This window comes from Arthrobacter sp. 49Tsu3.1M3 (assembly GCF_900168135.1).
In the GTDB taxonomy this organism is placed as follows: Bacteria; Actinomycetota; Actinomycetes; order Actinomycetales; family Micrococcaceae; genus Arthrobacter.
Window position 1 is genome coordinate 139,129 of record NZ_FUZD01000006.1, and the last position, 15,441, is coordinate 154,569.

General features: G+C 64.4%; 18 protein-coding genes. All 18 read left to right on the forward strand.

Going from position 1 to position 15,441, the window contains the following annotated elements; translation table 11 throughout:
* Positions 1 to 11 precede the first annotated feature (11 nt).
* Positions 12 to 1,298, forward strand: a complete 1,287-nt coding sequence (locus B5X90_RS09640; RefSeq protein ID WP_079552355.1) for a Tm-1-like ATP-binding domain-containing protein — start codon at positions 12 to 14, stop codon at positions 1,296 to 1,298.
* 109 nt (positions 1,299 to 1,407) lie between these two features.
* Positions 1,408 to 2,067 carry a phosphoglycerate mutase family protein gene (locus tag B5X90_RS09645; protein ID WP_079552357.1) on the forward strand — a complete coding sequence of 220 codons (660 nt, stop codon included), beginning with the start codon at positions 1,408 to 1,410 and terminating at the stop codon, positions 2,065 to 2,067.
* A gap of 78 nt (positions 2,068 to 2,145) precedes the next feature.
* Positions 2,146 to 3,048, forward strand: coding sequence for a cyclase family protein (locus tag B5X90_RS09650; RefSeq protein ID WP_079552360.1), 903 nt, complete (start codon positions 2,146 to 2,148; stop codon positions 3,046 to 3,048).
* Positions 3,048 to 3,578, forward strand: coding sequence for a gamma carbonic anhydrase family protein (locus tag B5X90_RS09655; protein ID WP_179129095.1), 531 nt, complete (start codon positions 3,048 to 3,050; stop codon positions 3,576 to 3,578). Before B5X90_RS09650 ends, B5X90_RS09655 begins: the two co-directional genes overlap by 1 nt.
* On the forward strand, positions 3,575 to 4,747 hold the full coding sequence (locus B5X90_RS09660) for a glycerate kinase (RefSeq protein ID WP_079552362.1): 1,173 nt from the start codon (positions 3,575 to 3,577) through the stop codon (positions 4,745 to 4,747). Before B5X90_RS09655 ends, B5X90_RS09660 begins: the two co-directional genes overlap by 4 nt.
* Positions 4,748 to 4,950: 203 nt before the next feature.
* Positions 4,951 to 5,274: a hypothetical protein gene (locus B5X90_RS09665; RefSeq protein WP_079552364.1), complete on the forward strand. Its 324-nt coding sequence runs from the start codon at positions 4,951 to 4,953 to the stop codon at positions 5,272 to 5,274.
* 291 nt (positions 5,275 to 5,565) lie between these two features.
* Positions 5,566 to 7,137 carry a Re/Si-specific NAD(P)(+) transhydrogenase subunit alpha gene (locus tag B5X90_RS09670; protein ID WP_079552366.1) on the forward strand — a complete coding sequence of 524 codons (1,572 nt, stop codon included), beginning with the start codon at positions 5,566 to 5,568 and terminating at the stop codon, positions 7,135 to 7,137.
* A 44-nt stretch (positions 7,138 to 7,181) separates the two neighbouring features.
* Entirely contained in the window at positions 7,182 to 8,609 is a 1,428-nt protein-coding gene (gene pntB, locus B5X90_RS09675; protein ID WP_079552368.1) for a Re/Si-specific NAD(P)(+) transhydrogenase subunit beta, read from the forward strand.
* A 573-nt stretch (positions 8,610 to 9,182) separates the two neighbouring features.
* Positions 9,183 to 9,803 carry a nicotine blue oxidoreductase gene (gene nboR / locus B5X90_RS09680; protein ID WP_079552370.1) on the forward strand — a complete coding sequence of 207 codons (621 nt, stop codon included), beginning with the start codon at positions 9,183 to 9,185 and terminating at the stop codon, positions 9,801 to 9,803.
* 131 nt (positions 9,804 to 9,934) lie between these two features.
* Complete coding sequence (locus B5X90_RS09685; protein ID WP_079552373.1) at positions 9,935 to 10,171, forward strand: hypothetical protein; 237 nt, start codon at positions 9,935 to 9,937, stop codon at positions 10,169 to 10,171.
* Between the two features lie 233 nt (positions 10,172 to 10,404).
* The gene (locus B5X90_RS09690; RefSeq protein ID WP_079552375.1) at positions 10,405 to 10,722 is read left to right on the forward strand and encodes an antibiotic biosynthesis monooxygenase family protein; all 318 of its coding nucleotides are present in this window, start codon (positions 10,405 to 10,407) and stop codon (positions 10,720 to 10,722) included.
* 496 nt (positions 10,723 to 11,218) lie between these two features.
* Entirely contained in the window at positions 11,219 to 11,923 is a 705-nt protein-coding gene (locus B5X90_RS09695) for a class I SAM-dependent methyltransferase (protein ID WP_079552377.1), read from the forward strand.
* 435 nt (positions 11,924 to 12,358) lie between these two features.
* A complete protein-coding gene (locus B5X90_RS09700) occupies positions 12,359 to 12,832 on the forward strand; it encodes a hypothetical protein (protein WP_079552380.1) in 474 nt (157 codons plus the stop codon).
* A gap of 196 nt (positions 12,833 to 13,028) precedes the next feature.
* Positions 13,029 to 13,577 (forward strand): Asp23/Gls24 family envelope stress response protein, encoded by a 549-nt coding sequence (locus tag B5X90_RS09705; RefSeq protein WP_079552382.1) that lies wholly within the window; start codon positions 13,029 to 13,031, stop codon positions 13,575 to 13,577.
* Entirely contained in the window at positions 13,574 to 13,765 is a 192-nt protein-coding gene (locus B5X90_RS09710; protein WP_026266861.1) for a hypothetical protein, read from the forward strand. The genes B5X90_RS09705 and B5X90_RS09710 overlap by 4 nt, the downstream gene beginning before the upstream one ends.
* Positions 13,762 to 14,145 (forward strand): hypothetical protein, encoded by a 384-nt coding sequence (locus B5X90_RS09715; RefSeq protein ID WP_079552384.1) that lies wholly within the window; start codon positions 13,762 to 13,764, stop codon positions 14,143 to 14,145. Before B5X90_RS09710 ends, B5X90_RS09715 begins: the two co-directional genes overlap by 4 nt.
* Entirely contained in the window at positions 14,142 to 14,801 is a 660-nt protein-coding gene (locus tag B5X90_RS09720) for a DUF6286 domain-containing protein (protein WP_079552387.1), read from the forward strand. The genes B5X90_RS09715 and B5X90_RS09720 overlap by 4 nt, the downstream gene beginning before the upstream one ends.
* The gene (locus B5X90_RS09725; protein WP_079552389.1) at positions 14,798 to 15,409 is read left to right on the forward strand and encodes a hypothetical protein; all 612 of its coding nucleotides are present in this window, start codon (positions 14,798 to 14,800) and stop codon (positions 15,407 to 15,409) included. The genes B5X90_RS09720 and B5X90_RS09725 overlap by 4 nt, the downstream gene beginning before the upstream one ends.
* The last annotated feature ends 32 nt before the right edge of the window (positions 15,410 to 15,441 follow it).

The following is a 15,441-nucleotide window of genomic DNA, read 5'->3' on the forward strand; positions in this document are numbered from 1 at the left end:
AAGGAGACATCATGTCTCGTAAGCCCGTTGTTTGCTTGGCCGGAACCTTGGACACCAAGGGTACCGAGTACGAATTCGTTCGCAATACACTCCTCGCGGCCGGCGTCGACGTCCTGGTTGTGGACTGCGGTGTCCTCGGTGAGCCATATTTCGAGCCGGATGTCCCGTCCTCCGTAGTCGCAGAACGTGCCGGCATCGACCTGGCTTCCTTCTCGGGAGGGGTCGAGGGAGGCTCGGGCGGCCGCAATTCGGCCATCACCAACATGAGCCTCGGATTGAAGTCTGTCCTCGAAGAACTGTGTAATGAGGGCAAGATCGACGCTGTGCTGGGCCTGGGCGGCACCGGAGGGACCGATTTGCTGAGCAAGGCCTTCAGGGGCCTTGGCATGGGTGTTCCGAAACTCATCGTGAGCACCATGGCGTCCAACAATACCCGCCCGTATGTCGGCCACTCCGACATGCTGATGATGAACGCTGTGACCGACATCGCCGGCCTGAACCGCATCTCGAAGCTCGTGCTGACCAACGCCGCCAACGCTGCTGCAGGAATGGCCCGCGGGTACGAGGTGACAAAGTCCCACGCACTGTTCTCCAAGCCGCTGATCGCGATCTCCATGTTCGGCGTCACGACACCCGGTGTCATGCGCATCCGCAAGAACCTGGAGGAGCACGGCTTCGAAGTCGTCACGTTCCACGCCGTCGGGGAAGGCGCCGGGATGGAACACCTTATCGACGTCGGCGTAATCGATGGCCTGATCGACTTCACCTTGCCCGAGATCATCAACCACTGGAACAAGGGCATCTTCGACCCGGGCATGGAGCGCATGGAAGCCGCCATCCGCAAAGAAATCCCCCAGGTAGTCGTTCCCGGTGCAGCAGAATGCTTCAACTTCGGCGCCTTTGACACCATCCCCGAGCAGTACGCCACGCCGGAGCGAAACATCATCATCCACAACCCGAACGTCACATCCCTTCTGGCGACACCGGAAGAGATGCGCCGCCTCGGTGCGTACATCGCCGACCACGTGAACCGCGCCAAAGGCCCCAAGGCGGTCGCGTTCCCCCTGCTTGGCCTGGACAACTACTTCGTAGAAGGCAGCCAGTGGCACGGTGTTGACACCTCGCCTCTGTTTGACTCACTGCGTGCCGGGCTAGACGCTGGCGTCGAACTGATCGAAATGGACAACAACATCAACGATGACGCCTTCGCGGACGCCGTCTTCGGACTGTTCCTGAAGCAATGGGCCGCAAAGGCAGAGGCTGCAGAACCCTCTGTCGCCGAGACTACCAACGCGTAAGCAGCTCCACCTCTCATCCGTTCCGCAGCAGGGGTACCGGCCCCGAAACATCGATATCCCTGCTGCGGGACCAATACGCCAGCCAGAAGTACCACCTCCGGAGGACCCTATGAGCCATCAACTCTTCCTGCTTCGCCACGGTGAAGTCGCATCCCATCGCGGGGACGTGCCTGTCACCGCCGCGGGCCTGGAAACCGCAGTCGAAGTGGGGCGACGGCTTGCCGAGCAGGCAAACGGCGGCCTCATCCGCGTCATCAGCGGTGCCACGCGACGCACCCGGGAGACAGCCGAGGCAGTAGCAAAAGGCGCCCGCGAAGCAGGTGCGCAGGTACAGGACGACGGAGTCGCCTTTGCCTTGCGGAACCCCGATCTGTACCTTGCCGGTTCACGTGTTGACATGGTCAGCAGCGAAGCAGCCTTTGCCGCTCAGGTACCTGGCCTGAGTGAAGCGGACATTGCCCGGATCGACTTCTACCGAGAGTGGCTCCAGGCCCCCGACCGTGTCGGATGGTGGGTCCGCCACGAGAACCCGCCTGGTGACGACGCCGCGGCCGTCGCCCGGAGAATCAACGCATTCGCGGCAAGCCTCGCGGACCGCGACGACAACACGGTCTTCACCGTTGCTGTCACGCACTCACCCGTTCTCCGAGCAGTAGCCCGTGAATCCCTTGGCGAAGAGCCAGGGGAACCACAGTGGCTGGCTGGCCTTGACGTCGAAGTAACCGAGGACCGCACCGTTCGCATCAAGCTACTGCCCGAGGCGCCCTGACGCCCTCCAGGTGCGCATTTGCGGCGGGCCATCAAGATCCGCGACTCCATGCAAACCTGACCTTTCGAAAGGACCACCATGAGCACCCAGACAGACCAGTTCCTTGAAGAAGGACCAGCAGCCCACCAATCCCCCAACGAGTTGTTGGCTGCGCTGCAGCTACCGAGGCAAGGTCGGCTGTACTCCCTTTCGGTGCCACGCTTCACCGGGATGCCCGTTTTCGGCGCCCACCCTCCCTTCGACGTATCGATGTACCGCACCCCGGCCGGCCTGCGCGGGGACGGCGTCAAGCCCTGGGGGGAGGTCAATGAAGTAAATCTGGGCTACATGGCCGAGGTTATGAGCGGTACTTCGCACAGCGGCGCTCACGTCGACGCACTCGCCCACATGACCATCGGGGACGATGACCATTGGTACGGAGGGGCCGCAGCAGGAACCTGCCTCGGCGACAGGGGTCCAACAGTGGGTGACGGCAGCAAGATCCCGCCGTTCATCCGCCGCGGCATCCTTCTCGACGTCCCCGGATACCGCGGCATCAACGCGCTTCCCGCCAATGAACCCGTCAACGCCGAAGAACTCCAAGCCGTCGCCCGGCACCAGGGCGTCACCATCACCCCCGGTGACGTCGTGATGATCCGCACCGGCTATATGAGCGAATGGCCCGACCCCGAACGCATGGCCCGGCACGTGACCGCCGGACCCGACATCAGCGCGGCCCGGTGGCTGCTCGAGCAGGGCGTCGTTGCCGCCGGAAGTGACACGGAGACCTTCGAGGTTCAGCCGGCTCCCGACCCCGGGTCTCCGGCCAACCCCCAGCCTGTCCATACACTCCTGCTTATCGAAAACGCCATCTACCTGTTCGAGTCGATCTACCTGGAAGACCTTGCCCGGGACCGCGTATATGAATTCCTCTTCGTTGCCCTCCCCATCAAGGTCAAAGGAGCGACAGGCTCCATGCTTGACCCCGTCGCAATCATCTGATGACCGTCCTGGAACAGAAGCGGATGAGTCTCGGTGGCCGGAAGCCCACCATCCACCCCGAAGCATGGTCCGCCGACAATGCAACAATCATCGGCTCAGTCACCCTCCAAGCCCGTGCGAGCGTCTGGTACGCATCGGTCCTCAGGGCAGACGGGGACACCATCACTGTGGGCGCTGACAGCAACATTCAAGACGGATGCGTGCTCCACGCTGACCGGGGATTTCCGGTCGAAGTGGGGGAGAGGGTCTCCGTTGGGCATCGGGCCATTCTGCATGGCTGCCACATCGGCGACGAATCGCTGATCGGCATGGGCGCAGTAGTGCTCAATGGGACAAGGATCGGACCCGGATGTCTGGTTGCGGCCGGAGCTGTGGTACTTGAGGACGCCACCTTCGAACCGGGAACCCTGATAGCCGGCGTTCCCGCCAAAGCCCGCCGGCAGCTGACTGAAGACGAACGCGCCGGGATCCGGGCCAATGCCGAACGGTACCTGGACCTTGTGCGAACCCACCACGAGGCGACCCGGTGACCGAGGAAACAGGGGCGGGGCCCCTCGTCGTCGTGGCGCCCGACAAATTCAAGGGTTCGCTCACCGCCGAAGAGGCTTCAGAGGTACTGGCGCGCGCCATCAAGTCCGTCTCGCCGCACAGCAGAATCCTTCGGCACCCTGTTGCCGACGGGGGAGAGGGGACCGTCAAGCTTGCCCTCGCGAACGGCTTCTCGCCCGTCGCAGTCCAGGTGACAGGTCCGTTGGGCGAGCCAGTGGAGGCGACTTATGCCATGGACGATGCTGGAACAGCAGTCCTGGAGCTCGCCGAGGCATCGGGGCTTGCCCTGCTCCCGGGCAGACCCAACGTCCAGACGGCGGGAAAATCAACTACCCGCGGTGTGGGGGAGATGCTGAAGGACGCTCTCGACCGGGGAGCAGGGCGCATCATTTTGGGCGTCGGGGGAAGCGCCTCCACCGACGGCGGTGCCGGCCTCGCACAGGCACTCGGTGTCCGCATCACAGACGCGGCAGGGACGGAAATAGCCCCAGGAGGCGAAGGTCTGCACTCTGCATCCGAGATAGATCTTAGCGGCCTCGATCCCCGGGTCCGGGCAGTGGACCTTATCCTGGCCTGCGACGTAGACAACCCCTTGACCGGGGACGACGGCGCTGCCGCCGTCTATGGACCGCAAAAGGGCGCCGACGCTCGAACGGTAGAACAGCTCGAACGCTCTCTCCGCCACTGGGCACGCCTCATCGCACACACACTGGGCCGCGATCTGAGCCTAGTAGCAGGCACTGGCGCCGCCGGAGGGGCAGCATTTGCAGCCCTTGCCATCGCCGAAGCACGGCTCTGCTCCGGCGTCGAAGTTCTCACGGAACTGACCACCCTCGGTCCTGCGCTGAGGGAAGCCGACCTGGTCATCGTCGGTGAGGGCTCACTGGACGAGCAGAGCCTGCGCGGTAAAGGGCCTGTCGGAATCGCGGCACTTGCAAAGCGCCATGGTACGACAGTTGTTGCAGTCGTCGGGCGCACGACTCTGGGAGAGGCGCAGATCCGGACGGCAGGGCTGGACCGCGTCTATGCCCTGACGGACTTCGAACCGCTGCCGGAAGTCTGCATGAGGGAGGCCCCGCGCCTACTGGGTGAAGCGGCCGAACAGATCGCCCACGACTGGCTGTCCCGAACCACAGGCGTGACCCTCTAATGGACTTTGCAACACTCACCTTCCAGAGGCTGGGGCTGGATTGCGACCCAGTGCCGGCCTCTGATGCAGGACTCGACCTTGAGTTGAAGAAAGCGCTCCGGGGCCTCAAGACCACACAGCGCCGTGGAGACGAGCGGGTCCAGGTACCTGTGACTGCCGGAATCCCTGACAGCCCCCACCGTCCTAACTGAGGAGGAACTCATATGACCACAGTGCCCATGCAGACCGCGAGTAAGCGGCTGGATCCGGAAGCGCTCGAGCTTGAATTGATCGTGGACAGCCGCTCCGAGATGGATGAACAGATTTCGGCCGCGGTCGACAGGCTGGTGCGAGTCGCCCTCCAACAGGGACGGCGCACTGGAATATCGATCTCCCGCCTGGGAGACCGGCAGTTCATCGTGGCGCTGGACGAAAACGTGCCATTTGGTGTGACGGAAGAACTTGACCTTCATGCCAGCGGAACTTTCCCCGGTGTTCCCGCTCCGAAATCGTGCATTGCACAACAGTACCGACCGAGAAGAGTCTGAAGACCTGGAGCTGGCCGCCTGGCGCAGTCGGGGGGGCACATCTCCGGAGGCTGTCCGGCATCCCTTCGAACTCAGTGAGGGGCCAGGCAAAGACCGGCCCATATCCGTGTCCCCGCCAGCAAGGTGCTGTTCAGATAGATCGTCATCGAGGGCAGGCAGTCTTCGACCTTGGGTCAGGAGCCATGTCAGATACGGCAGCAGCGCGCTGACGGTTCACAAGAAACAAGGGCTTGGTGCGCCGGGAATCGGGCACACCGTCCAGGGCTTGAAAATGGATGAGAGAGAGAAAACGTGACACGTATCGGGGTCGTCGCCGAATTAGGTAGCGAGACAAGGGTTGCAGCAACACCCCTCACGGTCGGCCAGCTGATCCAGCTGGGCTACGACGTCGTAGTGGAAAAGGGCGCGGGGGAGTCCTCGTCTTTCCCTGATGTGGCGTACACCGAGGCCGGTGCCATGATCGTGGGTGCTGATGAGGCGTGGGGCAGTGACGTCGTACTCAGGATCAACCCGCCCACCGAGGAAGAGATCGGCTGTTTGGCTGACGGTGCGACGCTGATCGGTTCGCTGAGCCCGGGACTGCGCCCGGATTTGGTAGGGGCGCTGGCGGCGCGTCCAATCACGGCGCTGGCGCTGGACGCTGTGCCGCGCATTTCGCGGGCGCAGTCGATGGATGTGCTCAGTTCGATGGCGAACATTGCCGGTTACCGCGCCGTGATCGAGGCGGCTCACGAGTTCGGCCGGTTTTTTACGGGACAGGTGACCGCGGCGGGCAAAGTGCCGCCCGCGAAAGTGCTGGTAGCTGGCGCAGGCGTTGCGGGCCTGGCGGCGGTCGGTGCGGCCAGCAGTCTGGGGGCAATTGTCCGGGCAACGGACCCGCGGCCGGAAGTCGCCGACCAGGTGAAGTCGATCGGCGGGACCTACCTCAAGGTCGAGGTCGCCGAAGAGATGAAGTCCGCCGACGGATATGCCAAGGCAACGTCCGAGGCGTACAACGCCAGGGCTGCGGAAATCTACTCCGAGCAGGCAGCAGATGTGGACATCATCATCACCACGGCCCTGATCCCGGGCCGGCCCGCGCCGAAACTCCTCACGGCCGATGATGTGGCCGCGATGAAACCGGGCAGCGTCATCGTGGACATGGCTGCCGGGCAGGGCGGCAACGTTGAAGGCTCGGTGGCAGGGGAACGCATCGTCACCGATAACGGCGTGGTGATCCTGGGTTACACGGATCTCCCGGCCCGGTTGCCGGCCCAGGCGTCCCAGTTGTACGGGACCAATTTGGTGAACCTGCTCAAGCTCCTGACCCCGGAAAAGGACGGGGTCCTGCGGATCGATTTCGATGACGTGGTGCAGCGGTCGGTGACGGTCGTGCGCGAGGGTGAGATGACCTGGCCTCCGCCCCCGGTCCAGGTCTCCGCCGCACCCGCGGCCCAGACCAAAGCTGAGGTTGCCAAGAACACGGCGCCGAAGAAAAAGCAGGGCCTCAGCGCGGCCGGTAAGGCCGGGCTGTTTGCCGCGGGCATCGCGGCGCTGTTCCTGGTCAACGCGGTGGCGCCGGCGCCGCTGCCGCAGCACTTCACGGTGCTGATGCTCTCGATCGTGGTCGGTTTCTATGTGATCGGGAAGGTCCACCATGCCCTGCACACCCCGCTGATGTCGGTGACGAACGCCATTTCCGGGATCATCGTCGTCGGTGCCCTGCTGCAGGTCACCTCCGAAAACATTGTCAGGCAGGTCCTGGCCGCCGTCGCCGTGCTGCTGGCCAGCATTAACATTTTCGGCGGCTTCGCCGTCACCCGGCGGATGCTCGCCATGTTCTCCCGCGGTGACGCGGCCAAGGGGAACGGGGCCCGGTCATGAGCGCCGCCACCGCAACAGCAGCAACACTGACGAGGAGCTCTACCGTGACTGACGCCGTCTCCGGTCCGTTGACCGCCGACTCCATTGCAGGGGCGGCCTACATCGTCGCGGCCTTGCTGTTCATCCTCAGCCTCGCGGGCCTGAGCAAGCATGAAAAAGCCCGCGCCGGGGTGGTCTACGGCATCACCGGCATGGTCATCGCCCTCGCCGCCACCATCTGGCTGACCCTGCAGGACGCCTGGGGCGCCGGGCACGCCCTGACCGGCCTGTGCCTGCTGGTCGCCGCGGTCGCCATCGGCGGCGCCATCGGACTCTGGCGCGCGCGGGTGGTCGAAATGACCGGCATGCCCGAGCTGATCGCGCTGCTGCACAGTTTTGTGGGCCTTGCGGCGGTCCTGGTGGGCTGGAACGGGCACCTCGAAGCCCCTGCGCTGTCCGCTGACCTGATGGCGATCCACCACGCAGAGGTGTTCATCGGCGTGTTCATCGGCGCGGTGACCTTCACCGGCTCCATCGTGGCGTTCCTGAAGCTTTCGGCCCGTATGAAGTCCTCGCCGCTGATGCTGCCGGGCAAAAACGGGATCAACCTCGGCGCCCTCGTTGTGTTCGTCGTCCTGACCGTCTGGTACGTCAACGACTCCCAGCTCTGGCTGCTCATCGTTGTCACGGCCCTGGCTCTGGGGCTGGGCTGGCACCTGGTCGCCTCCATCGGCGGTGGTGACATGCCTGTGGTGGTGTCCATGCTCAACAGTTACTCCGGCTGGGCCGCAGCCGCCGCCGGCTTCCTGCTGAACAACGACCTTCTCATCATCACCGGCGCCCTCGTAGGCTCCTCCGGCGCGTACCTGTCCTACATCATGTGCAAGGCCATGAACCGGTCCTTCATTTCCGTGATCGCCGGCGGCTTCGGCATCGCCGCCCCGGCCCGCACGGGGGACACGGACCAGGGCGAGCACCGCGAGATCACGGCCGAAGCGACAGCGGAAATGCTGGCCAGCGCCTCGTCCGTCGTCATCACCCCCGGCTACGGAATGGCCGTCGCCCAAGCGCAGTACCCCGTCGCTGAACTGGCGCACCAGCTCCGCGAGAAGGGCGTGAACGTCAGGTTCGGCATCCACCCCGTTGCCGGGCGCCTCCCAGGACACATGAATGTCCTGCTTGCCGAAGCCAAGGTCCCGTACGACATCGTTCTGGAAATGGACGAGATCAACGACGACCTCGGCGACACTTCCGTGGTCCTGGTCATCGGCGCGAACGACACGGTCAACCCCGCCGCGGCCGAAGACCCGGGCAGTCCCATCGCCGGGATGCCTGTCCTCAAAGTTTGGGAAGCGGAGAACGTCGTGGTGTTCAAGCGTTCCATGGCCGCCGGTTACGCAGGCGTCCAGAACCCTCTGTTCTTCCGGGACAACTCCCAGATGCTCTTCGGCGACGCCAAACAACGCGTTGAGGACATTCTCCGTGCCTTCTAGCACCGAACACTGCTTGTTTGCCATTGCAGGCCTGGGATGCCCACTTGCAGTGGCGAAAGTTAGCCAGCCCGCCCTCATTCAACGAATTCGAGAAGAAACCATGCCCAGACGCCGAGTTCCCCCGCATACCAACACCAACCCCCAATATGCGTTCCGGTCACGTATGGCGGATCGAGCCATCAGCGAAACAGAGAAATTGGCTCCGTCCAAGGCAATTAACATCGACGACTTCAACGCATCCCCCTGGCTTGGACTGCACTACAGGCACGAGCTTCTGCTGCACCACAATCACGAGTCGTTGGAGCATCATCTCAATGAGTGATGACGCAAAACCAATGGATTCAGCGGGTAGACGCTCAGTTTCCCGTTGGATTCACAAGGTACTGCTACCGGCCCGGCGAGCCCGGCATCGGGCCTTTGCCCATATGACAGAGAACCCGGAAAATCGACTGATCAGAACCAGGTTAAGCGGCGACGATCCCTACTGTTGGATTCTTGCTGGGGGAGTCCATGTGCCGGGTTTCGCGGCGACCAAGCCCGGTGAAGACAACAGTTCGACCTAAAGGGCCAGAAATGAGCGAATTCAGCACATCCAACGTCACCGCTGTTCTGCTTGCTGCTGGCCTGGGGACGCGCCTGGGCCTGGGCCCGAAGGCTTTGCTTCCGTTCCGGAGCCGCACGTTGGTGGAAGTGCTTGCGGAGGTACTCCTCGACGGTGGATGCCGAGAAGTGGTGGTCGTGCTTGGTGCGGAGGCTGGACAAGTCCTCGCCTCCACCGGCCTCGGCCGCGCGGAGCAACGCCTGGTTCGGGTAGTGGTGAACCCTGAATGGAATAGCGGTATGGCCGGTTCGTTCCTGCTCGGAGTCGAGAACGCGTTGCCTGGGGACCACGTACTTGTAGCCCTTGTCGACCAACCCGGCCTCACCGCTGACGTTGTGCGAACGCTCCTGGCAGCACACCTGCCTGGCAGGGTCACAGCTGCGGGCTACCGGGCTGCTTCCGGGAAGCTCCGGCGCGGACATCCCCTGCTACTTGACGCATCGCTGCGCACACTCGCAACCGACTCTGCCGCAGGCGACTCTGGCGCCCGCCTGTTCCTTCAGGCCAACCCGGAACTCGTCGATCTTGTTGACTGCGGATATGAAGGGGGAGAGGACATCGACACACGGGACCAACTGCACCTGCTGGACTGACCGATTCCGTAAGGTCCCCCGACTACGGCTACGGACTCGATCCCAGGCTGAAGCGCGTTCATGGATCCACGCTTCAAATTCCTACCGACCAATCAAAGTCAGACGCAGAGCGCTGTATCTAGGAGCCACACATGTTGAACCTCGACCTGCTACTCGCAATCACTGCACACCTGCTCACCGGGAACGAAAACGACCCCGCCACTGGCAGTACGGCGCAAAACATTGCTTCCACTATCGAATACACTGCTGCGTCTGCCGCAGCAATCCTCCTCTTGGGACTTCTGCTGCTCATCATTAAAAAATCCAAAAGACGGGACCAAACAATAGAAGACTCCGAGGCCGCGGTTCGCCATTTCCTGCCCATGTAGCCAAGGGATTCCCCCACTTGCAGGAACGGTCAGCACGGAGAGCGACGCACCGGTGAACCGCACATCGCCCACTAAACCCCACCAGTCTCTCGGGTGGAGTCAGCCCCGGCCCTGGCACGCCAGAAACGACGCGCCGCCCATGCGGGCGAGAGCACTTCGTTGACGGCGCGGCTCGAACCTGAAAACCTGAGCAGACGCAACTTGGTTGGACGATTCTTGAGGAGGGCGCTTCCATGATGACCGTCGTCAGCACCATGCAACTCCACTCCGGCTCAGTGGAAGAGTGGGACGAACTGATCCTCAAACGCTTTAGATCAGCCCACGACCGTCAGGGCTGGATCTCAGGCCAGTTACTGGTTCCCGTCGACGCACCGGAGACCCGGGTCATTATCGGGACATGGAGAAGCCGACAGGACTGGGAAGCATGGCATGAAGATCCAGACTTTCTCTCTGTCCGCGCAAGGCTGGACGAGCTGCAGCAGGTTAACCATCGGACGACGTGGTACGAGGTCCTCGAAAACGTACACGCCAACTCCGATACGTCCCACTAACGTCGGTCCATTGATGGCGAGCATCGGTAAGTCCTACAGAGTGATGCTCGAGGGCTACCCCGCCAACAAAAAAGCCGATAATGGAGCTTCCGTCAACCTAATCTGGCTACGTCTATGGCCCGACGGCTGAACCGGTGGGGGAGTGCTTCACTCCAGCTTGGCGGTCGATTCAGCGTTCGACTGAAAATCGAAAGGTCACCGGATCGACGCCGGTCGGAGCCACCACTGGGAAGCACCAGTTCTTTGAGAACTGGTGCTTTTCTTCTTTAACTCCATCGATTGCTCCGCCTTAACCCCGTCGATTGCTCCGTAACTGCCCTTCTGACGGGCCAAAAGGGCGGTTACGGAGCAATCGACGGGGCCGCCCCCTTGGAATACCCACGGCCTCTGCTCTCAAAGGGGTCGTCTGCGGCTTCTGGATGCGGATGGGGCGACCAGGTTGTTAGGATCGGGCCGACCCTCCTGACCCGGCGCGTTCTCCCGAGAGCGAGGATCCGTGAAAGCCGACCACTATGACAGTTTTGCCGAGAGCTATTCGGCGGAGAACGAGTCCAGCCTCCTCAACGCCTACTACGAGCGGCCGGCGATGATTGGCCTCGCCGGCGACGTCGACGGCCACCGGGTCCTGGATGCAGGGTGCGGCTCCGGGCCCCTGTCCGCGGCGCTGAGCGCGAGAGGCGCGATCATGACCGGCTTCGATTCCAGTCCTGCGATGCTCGAATTGGCAAGACAACGATTGGGCGCGACCGCGGACCTGTGCGTGGCCGACCTCAGCAAGCCGCTCCCTTTCGCCGATGGATCCTTCGACGACGTTGTCTCGTCCCTGGTCCTGCACTATCTGGAGGACTGGTCGGCACCACTTGCGGAACTGCGGCGCGTGCTGAAGCCCGGCGGTCGCCTGATCCTCTCGGTCAACCACCCCACGGTCAGCGTGATCACCCAACCAACCGAGGACTACTTCGCCATCCGGCAGTACTCGGAGGATTACGAGTTCGATGGCGAGCCTGCGGTCCTGACCTTCTGGCATCGGCCACTTCACGCGATGATCAACGCCTTCACGTCGGCGGGATACCGCGTAGCTACCGTGAGCGAGCCAGGGCCATCTCCAGACACACCGCATGAACTCCTTCCGCCGCGCATCCTCAGCGGCGAGAAGACAGCGTTCCTGTCCTTCATCTTCTTCGTCCTTGAAGCCGGCTGAGGGTTGCGGAGGGACGTGAAAGCAGAGCCGCCCACACCGTCCCAGCCCGCATCCATTTGGGATCGGCGCCCCAGCTGTTCGGGGCGGTCGAGCGCATGCAGTTGAGGGGTGGCTGTCAGTTGAATCCAAACAGGGACCGTTCCTGCCTATCGTGGCGATGCTGATACCCGCAGAAATCACGGGCAGAGCCGTAAACACGATCGATTGCTCCGTAACTGCCCTTCTGACGGGTCAAAAGGGCAGTTACGGGGCAATCGGCGGGGAGTAGGCGGCGCGGCGCAACCACGGGCGGCGATGGGCGGCCGACGGCGGCGACTGGTTGGGGGCCGTCCAGCCGGCCGGGCTAGACTCGCACGCTGGGGAAAGAACACCAAGGCCGCCGGCAGCCCGGACCGGGCGGGCGGCGCAATCTCAACCGAAAAGTGATTCTGCAACGTGACTTCGAAGAATATTGCCCGTCCTCTCGCCGCAACCGCCCTCCTCGCAGCCCTGGCACTTACCGGCTGTTCGGCCCCGCAGGCCGGCAGCGCGCCGTCGTCCGCCGCGGGCACGTCCGATGCGGGCGAGTCCACTGCTTCCGCGTCCGCCACGCCGAGCCCTACCGGGACCTCGGGACCGTTCGGCGGCTTCACCAGCGCCGCCGAGGCCTGCTCCAAGATCTCGGAGCAGGCAACCGGCGCCACGCTCCTTCCGCTCTCCGCCGCCCAGGGCAAGACGGCGGAACTGGAGAAGTTCAAAACGGAGCTCGCCGAGACGGCCGAACGCGTCCCGAACAGCCTCAAGGCCGACTTCGCCAACCTCAAGGAGGTGGCCGTTGCCGGCGTCACCGACCAGACGGTCTTCTCCAGCGGAAAGCTCCAGGCCGCCATGGCGCCGGTCACGACCTGGATCGCCACCAACTGCAAGTAGGGGGTTCGGCCAGGCCATCGCCCGCGTCTGCTCCCGGCTGACATCCCGCAGCTGACAAACGGCCGGCCTTGTCCCTAACGCGGGCAGCCCGTTCCCGCCCCCACCTGCATGGACTGTGGGAACGGGCGCCGCAAGATTCCCCCACGCGCCCCAAGGCAGGGACTAGGGTTGTGTCAAAGAGAAGGGGGAGTGCGTTATGGAATACCAGAATTCTCAGCCCGTCGCCGGTCCCGCGGCTGGTCAGCCCGTCGCCGGTCCCGCGGCTGGTCAACACGTTGCCGGCCTCGCGGCAGGTCAGCCCGGTCCTGGTGCCCTGGTCGGGCCCACGGACGGTCTGTCCGCGCCGGAGGGCACCGGCCGCACGGTCATAGCGGAAACCGCCGTCGCCAAGGTCGCGGGCATCGCCGCCCGATCGGTGCCCGGCGTCTATTCTTTGGGATCAGGACCCTCACGCGCCCTCGGGGCCATCCGCGACGCCGTCGGCAACGCTGATCACGCAGCGGGCGTCCGCGCGGAAGTCGGCGAAACGCAGGTCGCAGTCGACATCGATCTTGTTGCGGTGTACGGCACCCCCCTGCAGGCCCTCGCTGACCAGGTCCGCGCCGCCGTCTACGCCGCCGTCGAGGAATTGGTGGGTCTCGAAGTGATCGAGGTCAATATCGAGATCAACGACGTTTATGTGCCCGGCCCGGCCAAACCGGCCGCGTCCGCTGCGGCCCGGCCAGTCAGGGAGGCTATCCAATGAGTCTGACGGTAGTGGGAATCGCCATGGGCGCCTTCGTGGCCTTCATGTCCTTCCAGTTCGGTGTCTGGGGCTTCCTCGGCGCCCTGTTCTTCATGGCCATCGGCGCCCTCCTGGGCCGGGCCGCAGAGGGGAAGCTGGACCTGCGCAGCGTGTTTGACGCCCTCACAGGCCGGCGTTCCTCCTCATGAGCATCACGGCTGAAGCGCCGATCCCCGGCGCCGCGATGGCCGGGCACAACCGCATCAGCACCCAGGCCCTGACGAGCGTGGCCCGGGCGGCCGCGGGGGAGGCCCTCGGTGTCCCGGCGCACGACGTGCGCGCCAACTGGTCGGACGATGACGGACTGCTCGCGCTGTCGCTTGTCATGCCCGTTGCGGTCCCGAACCTCACCGCTGTGGTCCGGGACGCCGGCCGCGTCGCCGGATTCGGCGGTTCCATCTGGGAGCGTGCCGTCGCCGCCAAGGCCCAGATCCTGCGCCGCGTGACGGAACTGACCGGAGCGCAGCTGAGCCGGGTGGACATCCGCATCAGCGGCGCCGCAGTGCGCGGGGGAGGCCGGGTACATTGAGCCAGGACATCCAACACGCCGGGACGGTCTCCGGCGGGCACGACGCCGATGCGGTGCCGGGGAGCGCGCGGCTGGGTTCCGGCGCCGCGGGCATGGATCGGATAGTGAAACGGGAGATGCACACCTCGCGCGCCGTTGTGTCCGTGATCGCGGCCTGCCTGGTCATGGCCGTGTTCGGCTATGCGCTGCTTGAGACCGGGGTCCGTGCGATCGGGCAGCCGCCGTGGCTCGTGGATCCGCAGACCGCGGCCGAGCGGGTGGTCGCGCTCCCGGCGGGAATCCCGCCGCTCCTGCTGGGCGTCACGGGCGCCGTGGTCGCGATGGCCGGATTGTTCTTCTTCCTCAACGCCGTGCTGCCCGGCCGGCGGGCACGCCACCTGCTCCCGGACCGCCGGGCCGGCGTCGTGGTGGACGATGAGGTGATCGCCGCTGCCCTGGCGCGCCGGGCCCGGCTGGCCGCCAACGTGGCCAAGGAACAAGTGATGGTGGTGGTGTCGCGGAACCGGATCACGGTCAACGTCCGGCCGACCTCCGGTGTGCCGCTGCGTCCGGACGCCGTCCTGGAGGCTGTGCGCCGGGAAGTGGAGGAAATGCGCCCCTGGCCGATGCCGGAAGTGCGGATCCAGGTATCCACGGCAGGGGTGGTGGGGGCATGAACAACACTCCCCGGGTGCTGAACCGCGTACTGATTGGCATCCTTGGCATCATCCTCCTCGCCATCGGCGTCCTCCTGATTTTGCTTGCAACCGTCCCAATCGTCGGTGTCTGGTGGCATGAGTGGGCAGGCGGCGTCCTGAGCTTCTGGCTCGATTTGTTCGAACGGACGCAATTCCCCCGCCGCCAGGGGAGCTGGCTGTGGCTTGTCATCTGCCTGGCGCTGCTGGTGGTGCTTGGCCTGATGATCGCCTGGATTGCCCAACAGGGTAAGGGCCGGACCAGCCTGCTCGTGGCCGAGGAGGACCCGGGGGAAGTGCCCGGCAACGTCGGAATCAGCGGCGGCGTGGCGGAGCAGACGCTCCGCGCGGCGCTCGCGGACCGGCCCGACCTGGCCGGCGTCACGGTTGCCGCCTACGAAATCAGCGGGGAGCCGGCCCTCAAGATCCGGGTGGAACCGCGCCAGGGCGTCGCCCCGCACCGGCTCGCCGCCGAAGTTTCCGCCCTGGTAGAGGCGCTCGACGCGGTGATCGGCAAACGCACCCCGGTGCTGATCCACATCGGATCCGGCGCGCGGTCGCGGTTCGGCCGTTCAGAGCGGGTCCGCTGAGCCGGCGGGAAGGCTGAGGCGGCCTTCCCCGG

What these genes read in the sequence shown, in the direction of transcription:
- B5X90_RS09640 (WP_079552355.1), top strand. Translation starts at nt 12, where the DNA reads ATGTCTCGTAAGCCCGTTGTTTGCTTGGCCGGAACCTTGGACACCAAG.
- B5X90_RS09645 (WP_079552357.1), top strand. Translation starts at nt 1,408, where the DNA reads ATGAGCCATCAACTCTTCCTGCTTCGCCACGGTGAAGTCGCATCCCAT.
- B5X90_RS09650 (WP_079552360.1), top strand. Translation starts at nt 2,146, where the DNA reads ATGAGCACCCAGACAGACCAGTTCCTTGAAGAAGGACCAGCAGCCCAC.
- B5X90_RS09655 (WP_179129095.1), top strand. Translation starts at nt 3,048, where the DNA reads ATGACCGTCCTGGAACAGAAGCGGATGAGTCTCGGTGGCCGGAAGCCC.
- B5X90_RS09665 (WP_079552364.1), top strand. Translation starts at nt 4,951, where the DNA reads ATGACCACAGTGCCCATGCAGACCGCGAGTAAGCGGCTGGATCCGGAA.
- nboR (WP_079552370.1), top strand. Translation starts at nt 9,183, where the DNA reads ATGAGCGAATTCAGCACATCCAACGTCACCGCTGTTCTGCTTGCTGCT.
- B5X90_RS09685 (WP_079552373.1), top strand. Translation starts at nt 9,935, where the DNA reads ATGTTGAACCTCGACCTGCTACTCGCAATCACTGCACACCTGCTCACC.
- B5X90_RS09690 (WP_079552375.1), top strand. Translation starts at nt 10,405, where the DNA reads ATGATGACCGTCGTCAGCACCATGCAACTCCACTCCGGCTCAGTGGAA.
- B5X90_RS09705 (WP_079552382.1), top strand. Translation starts at nt 13,029, where the DNA reads ATGGAATACCAGAATTCTCAGCCCGTCGCCGGTCCCGCGGCTGGTCAG.
- B5X90_RS09710 (WP_026266861.1), top strand. Translation starts at nt 13,574, where the DNA reads ATGAGTCTGACGGTAGTGGGAATCGCCATGGGCGCCTTCGTGGCCTTC.
- B5X90_RS09715 (WP_079552384.1), top strand. Translation starts at nt 13,762, where the DNA reads ATGAGCATCACGGCTGAAGCGCCGATCCCCGGCGCCGCGATGGCCGGG.
- B5X90_RS09725 (WP_079552389.1), top strand. Translation starts at nt 14,798, where the DNA reads ATGAACAACACTCCCCGGGTGCTGAACCGCGTACTGATTGGCATCCTT.